The organism is Clostridium sardiniense (assembly GCF_050584765.1).
Taxonomy (GTDB): domain Bacteria; phylum Bacillota; class Clostridia; order Clostridiales; family Clostridiaceae; genus Clostridium; species Clostridium sardiniense_A.
This window is the reverse complement of record NZ_JBNOOR010000012.1, coordinates 1-10,921: the sequence shown is the minus strand read 5'-3', so window position 1 is coordinate 10,921 and position 10,921 is coordinate 1. Positions and strand designations below refer to the sequence as shown.

Here is a 10,921-nt window from a genome sequence, read left to right as displayed (position 1 = left end):
ATGTTTTATATATTCTGTTCAATTTTCAAAGACCATTTTATCTCGTCGCCTTCAAGCGACTTGATTATCTTATCACTTAAGAAGTTTTATGTCAACATCTTTTTTTCAGAAGTTTTTTCTGAGTTTCAAGGTGTTTCCTACTCCCCTTAGCGACTTAATTAGTATATCACTTAAACGATTACTTGTCAACATTTTTCGACATTTCCTAATGTCGTATTTACCATGTTTACTTTGCTTTCGCTTGAGCAACGAAACTAATGATACCATATATCTTTACTATATAACCATTATATATTCCCATTTATATAATTTATTATTATAATACTCTATATTTCTACGTTTATCTTTATAATTCTACTATTGATACACTAGGTAAAGTTTAATTAAATATACTTTTATAGATATTAAAAAGAGGTGATAATTCATCACCTCTTCTTATATATTAAATAGCTTTTCTCTTCTGAATAGTAACTGGATAATTTTCTGTTCCATTTATATTCTGATTTTCATTTACTATAGTTCCCTTATCTGCAATAACCTTAGTCATTTCAACATTCTCTTCTATTACACTATTTTGCATTATAATACAATTTTCAAGAACTGTTCCTTTTCCTACACGAACTCTTCTTCCTATAATACAATTCTTAACTGTTCCTTCAATATAAGATCCATTAGCAACAATTGAATTAACCACATTACTTATTTCAGTATATTGTGTTGGAGCCTCATCTTGTGATTTTGTGTATATAGGATTCTTATCATAAAATAATTCTTTATTTACATCTTGATTTAAAAGATCCATATTTGCATCAAAGTAAGCTTTAATAGAGTTTATACAAGCTAAATATCCTTTGAATTCAAAAGCACCAACTTTAAGATCATTTAAATTTCTACTTATATATTCTCTTATCTTTCTGTATACTCCATTTTTTATACAATCATAAACTATATTAATGAAAAGGTCAGTTTTCATTATATACATTTCCATATTAATATTAGCTTCTTTTTCTCTTCCTATATTTTCGCCAATACTTATTACTCTATCTACTTCATTTATATTTAATGCTTCACAATCAATAAAACTTTCATCAGCATCATCTACAGCCTTATATACAACTGTTATATCATTATTATTCTTTATATGATTTTTTATAAGATCATTATAATCTATATTACATACCATATATGACGGCGCTAACAATATATATTCTCTTCTACTATTTTTTATAAATTCTATATTATCAGCAAAGTTGTGTACATCATCATATTCTGGTTCATAGTTTCCAAAATTAAATACTCTAAGTCCATCCTTTTTTCTATGAAGGTCCCATGGTCTACCATTTGTTAAATGATTTATTAAAGACCTTGATTTATTCTTTGTAAATATACCTATACCTTCAATTCCTGAATTAGCCATATTTGATATAGCAAAATCTATTACTCTATATCTTCCTGAAATAGGCACTGATGCTAATGTTCTATGTCTTACTAATTCACCCATTCTGCTTTCATTTTCATCTAAATTTATAATTCCTAAACAATTATTCAAAAAACCCACCCTCTCATCAACAGCTACCTTCTTAAACATCTATATTATTAGCAGCACTTTTCTTCTACAAATATTTCTCTTGGTCTTATATCTAATCCCATATCTTTAGATACTACCTCAGTTTCTAAATTTTCATTTGCAGCAACTACTGCAATCTTATCTCCATTACCAACTCTACATTCTCTTCCTATAATAGCATCAGCACCAACTATAGCTTTTTCTATAACTACATTATCTTCTATACGTGCATTTGGCATTATAACTGAATCCTTAATGATAGTATTCTTTCCTACATATACTCCTTGTGATACTATAGAATTCTCTATATTACCATTTATTAAACATCCTTCTGTAATTAAAGAATTCTTAACTTTAGCATTCTCTCCAATATATTGTGCTGGCCTAACCGGATTCTTTGAATATATTTTCCAATCCCTATCATTTAAACTTAATTCGTCATCCTTTCTTAATAGGTCCATATTAGCTTCCCATAAGCTATCTATTGTTCCTACATCTTTCCAGTACCCCTTAAACGGATAAGCTACCATTCTTCTATTCTCATTAAGCATTTTAGGTATTATATTTTTTCCAAAGTCATTACTTGATGTTTTATCTAACTCATCTTCACTTAAATACTTTTTAAGTGTTTTCCAGTTAAATATATATACTCCCATTGATGCGTTAGTACTCTTTGGATGTTCTGGTTTTTCCTCAAATTCATATATTGTTTGATCTTCTCTCGTGTTCATTATCCCAAACCTAGTAGCCTCTTCCATAGTAACGTCTATAACTGCTATTGTTACATCAGCATTCTTTTCTTTATGGAAGTCTAACATTTCATCATAATCCATTTTGTAAATATGGTCTCCTGACAATATAAGTACATATTCAGGGTCATATCTATCTACATATTCAATATTTTGATATATAGCGTTAGCTGTTCCTTTATACCAATCTCCACCCTTTTCCTCTTGATATGGTGGTAGTATTGCAACTCCCCCATCTCTTCTATCTAAATCCCAAGCATCTCCAATTCCTATATGTGAATTAAGCTCTAATGGCTTATATTGTGTTAATACTCCTACTGTATAAATTCCTGAATTTGCGCAATTACTTAATGGAAAATCAATTATTCTATATTTTCCTCCAAACGGTACTGCAGGCTTTGCTAGATTCTTAGTTAACACCCCTAATCTCGAACCTTGTCCACCTGCTAAAATCATTGCTACGATTTCTTTATTACCCATATAATATATTCCCCTTCCATTTTCACTTCTATACCTTAAAACTAATCTTTATCATGCTTTATTTATTGGCACTAGGTTATCTTCCCCCCTAGTGCCGCAATAATTAAATCATACTTTTTAGTATCTTAAACCCTCTTTTATCTAACCCTATATTTATATAATTATTATTGTTATTTTCATATTCATTATTATCTATAAGATCATAAGCTAATTTTTCTATACCAATTAGTTTATAATCTATTTTTTTATCATAAGGATTTATTATTATGGTTATCATTTCGCTCATATACATACGTTTATATATAATCAAGCCTTCTGTATTATCTATAAATTTTAAATCCCCTTTTTTAAGAACCTCTTCATTACTTCTTATATCTATTAAGCGTTTATATATACCTAATATCTCTGTATTAGGACTTTTCCAAGGATATGTCTTTCTGTTATAAGGATCTTTTCCTCCTGTAAGACCTACCTCATCTCCATAATATATTAAAGGTACTCCTGGAATAGTCATTTGCATTGCTATTGCTAGTTTAAGAAGCTCTTTATCTTCTCCTAGCATTGTAAACACTCTTTCAGTATCATGATTTCCTAGTAAATTAATATTGCTATAAAAGTTTTCTATCGGATAATTTTCATATAAGTTCATTATCCTCTTAGCAAAATATTCTGTACTAATGCTACCAGTTAAACATCTTATTATTACATCTCTAAGTGGATAGTTAGTAACTGAGTCAAGCTCATCTCCAAAAAAATATTCTCTTCTTTTAGAATAACTAACTTTATTTGATCCATCTTCCCATACTTCCCCAATTAAAACACTATCCTTATTAATATTTAGCATCTTCTCTTTTATAAGTTTTATAAATTCATCTGGCAATTCATCTGCTACATCTAGTCTCCAGCCATATGCACCTAAATTCATCCATTTAGATATTATAGATTTCTTATCCTTAACTATATAATTTATAAAATCCTCATTTAATTCATCTATATTAGGTTGATTATTAAATCCCCACCAACATTCATACTTATCCGGATATTCATTGAACCTGTACCAATTATAATATCTAGATTCCTTTGACTGATAAGCACCTAAAGTATCATAATTACCATACTTATTAAAATACTTACTATCTGATCCAGTATGGCTAAATACTCCATCTAATATAATTTTCATATCTAGTTTTTTTGCTTCATGGCATAATGTTTTAAAATCTTCTTCAGTTCCAAACATTTCATCTATTTTTTCATAATCCCCTGTATCATATTTATGACAACTTGCAGCTTCAAATATTGGGTTCATATATATAATTGATGCTCCCAATGATTTAATATATGGTAGCTTTTTTATAACACCTTTTAAATTGCCTCCATAAAAATCCCATCTTACTACATTTCCGTGTTCATCTTTAATATACATGGGATCATCATCCCACTTCCCATATATGAAACTATTTCTTTTAGGACTATTTATTTTTCCATCATCATTACCATTGCAGAATCTATCTACAAATATTTGATATATAATACCTTCTTTATACCAGTTTGGAACTTCTCTCTTCTTATATACAGTTAATTGATAAGTTTTAGGATTATCTACATAATACTTACCAATTCCCCCTAATTCATATTCATTATTTCCATAATATATACTTTCATTATTATAAATAATTTCAAAATAATAATTATTTACCCCACATAGATTATCTGTATTTATCTCTATATTAAATCTATTGGATTTACCATCTTCTTTTATCATCAATTTTCTATCTTTAGATAAATCAAATTTAATTAAATTTAGATATACTTCTGCATCTATATCTACATCTATTGATATAGATACATACTTCCCAATCTCAACTGCTCCAAATGGTTTTCTATAACTTAAATCATGAGAATTATGAAAAATACTACTCTCTATCATAAAAGCCCCCTAATTATTCGCTTTTATACAAAGCTTTTGTATTCCAAATTTCTTTAGAATATTCTCTTATTGTTCTATCTGATGAAAATATACCTGAATGGGCTATATTAATACCACATATTCTTTGCCATTTTTCTTTATCTCTATATAACTTATCTACTCTTTCTTGAGCTTTTATATAATCATTGAAATCTCTCAGTACAAAGAATTCATCATTATAAATTAATAAGCTATCATAAATATCTCTAAATTTATTCCTGTCTTCCGAGTATTTTCCATTTATTAGATCATCTAATACTTTTTTTATGCGACTATCATTGTTATATATATCTAAAGAAGAGTAATCACATGTTTTATAATAATTTAGAACTTCATCTGAAGTTAACCCAAAAATTATTATATTATCATCCGTGACTTCATCTCTTATTTCTATATTAGCTCCATCTAAAGTAGCTACTGTTATAGCGCCATTCATCATGAATTTCATATTGGATGTACCTGAAGCTTCTTTGGTAGTAGTTGATATCTGCTCACTTACATCAGCTGCTCTTATTATTTTCTCTGCTAATGATACTCTGTAATTATCCATCATAATTACCTTTATTTTATCTTTAACAATTGGGTCATTATTAATTTTATCTGCAATAGCATTTATTAATTGAATTGTATTTTTTGCTAGATGATATCCAGGAGCAGCCTTACCACCAAATATAAATGTTCTTGGAACTATATCTAAATTGGGATTTTCTAATAGCCTATTATATAAATCCATTATTCTTAAACAATTTAATGTTTGCCTTTTGTATGCATGTATTCTTTTTACATGCACATCAAAAATAGAATTTGGATCTACCACTATTCCTTTTTCTTTATAAATTTCTTTTGCTAATTTTTCTTTATTTTTATATTTAATTTTGTAAAGTGAATCTATTACATTTTTATTTTCCAAATGCTCTTTAAAATTTACTAATTTCATTGGATTTTTAATGAACTCATCACCTATTGTCTCTTTTAATAATGCTGTTAAGTCTGGATTACTTCTTATAAGCCATCTTCTATGAGTTATACCATTTGTTTTATTATTAAATTTATTAGGATACAATTCATAAAAATCTCTCATTTCCTTATTCTTTAAAATCTCTGTGTGGAGTTTCGCAACTCCATTTACGCTATGACTTCCCACTATAGCTAAATTTGCCATCTTCACATAGTTATCAGCTATAATGGCCATACTAGAAATTTTATGCCATTCTCCAGGATACTTACCCCAAAGCATACTGCAATATCTCTTATTTATTTCTTCTATTATCATATAAACTCTTGGAAGTAATTCTTGAACCATATTTACTGGCCACTTCTCTAACGCTTCTGCAAGTATAGTGTGATTAGTGTATGAAACAGTATTTTTAGTTATATTCCAAGCTTCATCCCACTCTAATTCTTCCTCATCAATTAATATTCTCATAAGTTCTGGTATAGCAAGTGTTGGATGAGTATCATTTATATGAATAGCTATTTTTTCATGTAGGTTTTTAATATTTCCTCCATTTTTTTTATAATCTCTTATAATACTTTGAAGTCCAGCTGATACAAAGAAATATTGCTGTTTTAATCTAAGTAATTTGCCTTCATAAAATGAATCTTCTGGATAAAGTATATAAGATATTGACTCCACAGAACTTTTATTATTTATTCCTCTATCATACTCTCCTCTATTAAAAGATGAAAAATCGAAGTTATCATCAATAGATTCTGCACTCCAAAGTCTTAGAGTATTAACTACATTATTTTCATATCCTATTACTGGAGTATCATATGGCACAGCCTTAACTACTTCATATTCACCATGATAGAATTTCAATCTACCATCTATATTTCTTGCTGTAACTGTTCCTCCAAATTTAACAATTTCACACTCATCTTCTTTTCTTATTTCCCAAACATTTTTAGATTGTAGCCATTTATCTGCTACTTCAACTTGGCTACCTTCTATAATCTTTTGATCAAAGAATCCATACTTATAGCGTATTCCACATCCATGTCCAGGAATACCTGAAGATGCCATAGAATCTAGGAAGCATGCTGCAAGTCTTCCAAGTCCACCATTTCCAAGTCCTTGGTCTTGCTCTATTTCTTCAAGAATTTCTAAATCTATGTCTAATTCTCGTAAACCTTCTTTGCAAATATCTCTTATACCTAAATTCAGCAAAGAGTCTCCTAGTAATCTTCCAAGTAAGAACTCCATAGAGAAATAATATACTTCTTTATTTTTTAAAGATTTATATTTATTGTTAGTTTCAATCCAATCCTTTGTAGTGTACTCTCTAACTAAAGTTCCTAACGCTTGATATCTTTCTAAATCGCTACCTTCATTAAGTTCCTTAGCATACATCTTTGAAAATTTTTCTTCAAAATCTTTTTTAAATATTTCTGTGGTTATTGGCATTAATTAATTCCTCCTGATATCTCAAAATTTGAGTATCAGCCTATTAGTTCTTCATACATTTCCTTATATTCTATAGCGGATTTATTCCAGCTATTATCAGAATTCATAGACTGTAGTATTAATCTTTGCCAATTTTTCTCATTTTTATATACTTTTAATGCATATTCAATTGTTCCTTTAAGCTCATTGTAATCATAATTTTTAAATTCAAAGCCTGTCCCAATGCCAGTCGCCTCATCATAAGGAATAACTGTATCCTTAAGTCCACCAGTTTCCCTAACTATAGGAACAGATCCATATCTTAAAGCTATTAATTGTCCAAGTCCACAAGGCTCAAATAATGATGGCATTAAAAACATGTCTGATCCTGCATATATTCTATGTGCTAACCCATTATCAAACATTATATTTGCAGACATTTTATCTGGATACTTGTTTTGAAGATCTTTGAATCTATGTTCATACATATAATCTCCTGTACCTAAAATAACAACTTGAATGTCTTTATCTAATATACCTTCTATCATATTTATTATTAGATCACATCCCTTTTGATGTGTTAGCCTAGATACCATTCCAATCATAGGTATATTTCTATCGACTTTAAGTCCAAGTTCCTTTTGAAGGGCTTCTTTATTATCTTTCTTGTAACCTAATGTCTTACTAGAATAATTCTTGAATATATACTCATCAGTGTCTGGATTATATTCATCATAATCAATTCCATTCACTATACCTTTAAGTGCTTTTCCTCTGTATCTTAATAAGCCATCTAATGTTTCCCCAAATTCAGGAGTTTTTATTTCTTCTGCATAAGTCCTACTAACTGTTGTAATTTTATCTGAATAATTTATAGCTCCCTTTAAAAAGCTCACCCCTCCATGTAACTCTAAACTACCATTTTCAAATAACTGATAGTCATATCCAAAAAGCTCTGGAAGTATTTCTGGTGAAAATGTCCCTTGGAAAAATAAATTGTGTATAGAGGTTATAGTTTTAATATTTTTAAAGAACTCATTATTCTTATACTCTACTTTATGAAGTACTGGAATCATTCCGGTCTGCCAATCATTGCAATGTATTATATCAGGCTTCCAATCCAACTCTTTTAGGAATTCAAGGACAGCTCTATCAAAGAATGCAAACTTTTCTCCATCATCATAATATCCATATAATCCTGATCTTTTAAAGTAATACTCGTTGTCTAAAAGATAATACTTTACCCCTTTATATTCATACTCTAATATCCCACAATATTGATTTCTCCAGCTTACCCTTACTGTAAATTTCTTTATAAATTTTAACTCTTCTTTTATTTCTTTCTTTATATCCCTATAATTAGGGATTACTACCCTAACATCAATACCTAAATTCTTTAGTGCCTGAGGTAATGCTCCTATAACATCTCCAAGTCCACCTGTCTTTATAAACGGATGGGCTTCTGATGCAGCAATTAAAACCTTCATTATTTAGTTCACTCCTTATTTATTTTTCTATAATTGTTTTATTCTCAATAGCTAACTTATTAAATTTCTCAATTCCAATAATAGATACAGCCATAGGCGGAATCTTTACCTTTATAGAATATGGCATATTATGATATCCTTCATCTTCTGCAACTAACGTTGCTCTCATAGCCTGTCCAGATCCACCATATTTCTTTTTATCAGTATTGAACCTCTCTTTATAATCTGCTAAATAAGGTACACCTATCTTAAAATCATAGTAAACTTCCGGAGTAAAGTTACATATAAATATTAATGTATCCTTCTCTTGCTTACCTTTCCTCATAAAAATAAGTATACTTTGATCATTATTATCTGCATCTATCCAAGTAAATCCTTCAGGATCATAGTCTAATTCCCATAGGGCACTATTTTCTTTGTAGAATTTATTTAAATCTTTACAGTATTCATTGGATCTTTTATGCATATCAAATTCATCTATAAGCTTCCATTCAAGTTCTTCATATTCTCTCCACTCTATGAATTGACCGAATTCTGAACCCATAAATAGAAGTTTCTTTCCTGGATGACCTATCATATATGCTAAATATAATCTAAGCCCAGAAAATTTATTCCAGTAATCTCCCCACATCTTATCAACTAATGACTTCTTCCCATGAACAACTTCATCATGTGAAACAGGTAGTATAAAATTCTCTGAGTAATTGTACATCATAGAGAAATTTAATTTATTATGATGATACTTTCTATATATAGGATCAAGTTCTATATATTCTAAAGTATCATTCATCCATCCCATATTCCATTTAAAATTAAATCCAAGACCTCCATCTTCAATAGGCTTACATACATTTGGCCATGATGTTGATTCCTCAGCTACCATCAATACATTATTAAACTCAGAGAAAACTGCTGTATTTAGATCCTTTAAGAATTGTATCCCTTCTAGGCTACCATCTCCTCCATATATGTTAGGTCTCCACTCTCCTTCATTCCTTCCATAATTTAAATAAATTATATTTGAAACTGCATCGACCCTTAATCCATCTATATGGAATTCTCTAATCCAATATAGCGCATTAGATATAAGAAAACTTTTAACCTCTGGTTTTCCTAAATCAAAATTAAATGTACCCCAACCTTTATTATCCGCTTTCCAGCCTTCTTCATACTCATATGTTGGGCTTCCATCAAACATATATAGCCCGTGTTCATCCTTACAGAAATGTCCTGGCACCCAATCTAGGATTACTCCAATATCATTTTTGTGAAGTGAATTTATTAATTCCTTCAACTCTTCTGCGTTACCGTATCTACTAGTAGGAGAATAGTAACCTGTTCCTTGATAACCCCAAGAAGCATCTAATGGATGTTCAACAAGAGGCATTAGTTCTACATGTGTATAACCCATATCTACAACATATTTAGTTAATTTTTCAGCCAATTCACTATATGTTAAAAATTCACCATTTTTCATCTTCCATGAACCCAGATGTACTTCATATATATTTATAGGACTTTCATATACATTTGTTCTATTTCTTTTATTTATCCATTTTCTATCAGTCCATTTAAATTTCACATCTTCTTTAACAATAGATGCTGTATTAGGTCTCTTTTCAGATAATAAAGCGTATGGATCTGCTTTATATACACCATTAGTTCCCCACTGATTAACGATGTAATATTTATATTTAACTCCAGCCTTAAGTGCAGGAATGAACAAACTCCATATTCCCATTTCTGTTATTTTTTCTAACTTATATTCTTCAACAGGCTTAAAATCTGAAAACTCTCCAACTACATAAACACAACTTGCCTTAGGTGCCCAAACAGTAAATCGAACTCCTCTCTTCCGCTTCTCGATAACATTGTGAGCTCCCATAAATCTATAACTATTATAATTTTTTCCTTCATGGAACAAATAGTTATCAAAGTCTGTTATTTGTCCTTTTTTAACTATTGCTTTTTTCTTTGCTGCTTGTACCATGTTACCCCCTCCTTACTCATATCCTTACATTACTTTACAATTATAACATTTAACCCCTTCATACTCCATTTATTTCATAGTCTAAATTTTTACAATTTTGAGTGATTTTTTTCAAATTTTATAAATAAAATTGACAAAGGCCGAAATTTAGACAAAATCCAACTTTCGACCTTTAAAATATTTATATACCCAAAATTAATTTATATATTTTCACACGCAAAAAAAAGAGATAGTAATTAAACTATCTCTTTTCGTTACTCACCTGGCAACGTCCTACTCTCCCACACAGTCTCCCG

General features: G+C 29.5%; 6 protein-coding genes. All 6 read right to left on the bottom strand.

Annotated features, from left to right (window positions below; all coding sequences use genetic code 11):
- Positions 1-442 precede the first annotated feature (442 nt).
- Entirely contained in the window at positions 443-1,549 is a 1,107-nt protein-coding gene (gene glgD / locus ACQPUW_RS17080; protein WP_430838648.1) for a glucose-1-phosphate adenylyltransferase subunit GlgD, read from the bottom strand.
- 47 nt (positions 1,550-1,596) lie between these two features.
- Positions 1,597-2,796, bottom strand: coding sequence for a glucose-1-phosphate adenylyltransferase (locus ACQPUW_RS17075; protein WP_430838647.1), 1,200 nt, complete (start codon positions 2,794-2,796; stop codon positions 1,597-1,599).
- A gap of 103 nt (positions 2,797-2,899) precedes the next feature.
- Positions 2,900-4,723 carry a glycoside hydrolase family 13 protein gene (locus tag ACQPUW_RS17070; protein WP_430838646.1) on the bottom strand — a complete coding sequence of 608 codons (1,824 nt, stop codon included), beginning with the start codon at positions 4,721-4,723 and terminating at the stop codon, positions 2,900-2,902.
- Positions 4,724-4,736: 13 nt separating this feature from the next.
- Positions 4,737-7,169, bottom strand: coding sequence for a glycogen/starch/alpha-glucan phosphorylase (locus ACQPUW_RS17065; protein ID WP_430838645.1), 2,433 nt, complete (start codon positions 7,167-7,169; stop codon positions 4,737-4,739).
- A 35-nt stretch (positions 7,170-7,204) separates the two neighbouring features.
- Positions 7,205-8,635: a glycogen synthase GlgA gene (gene glgA, locus ACQPUW_RS17060; RefSeq protein ID WP_430838644.1), complete on the bottom strand. Its 1,431-nt coding sequence runs from the start codon at positions 8,633-8,635 to the stop codon at positions 7,205-7,207.
- A gap of 19 nt (positions 8,636-8,654) precedes the next feature.
- Entirely contained in the window at positions 8,655-10,625 is a 1,971-nt protein-coding gene (gene glgB / locus ACQPUW_RS17055) for a 1,4-alpha-glucan branching protein GlgB (protein WP_430838643.1), read from the bottom strand.
- Positions 10,626-10,921 lie beyond the last annotated feature (296 nt).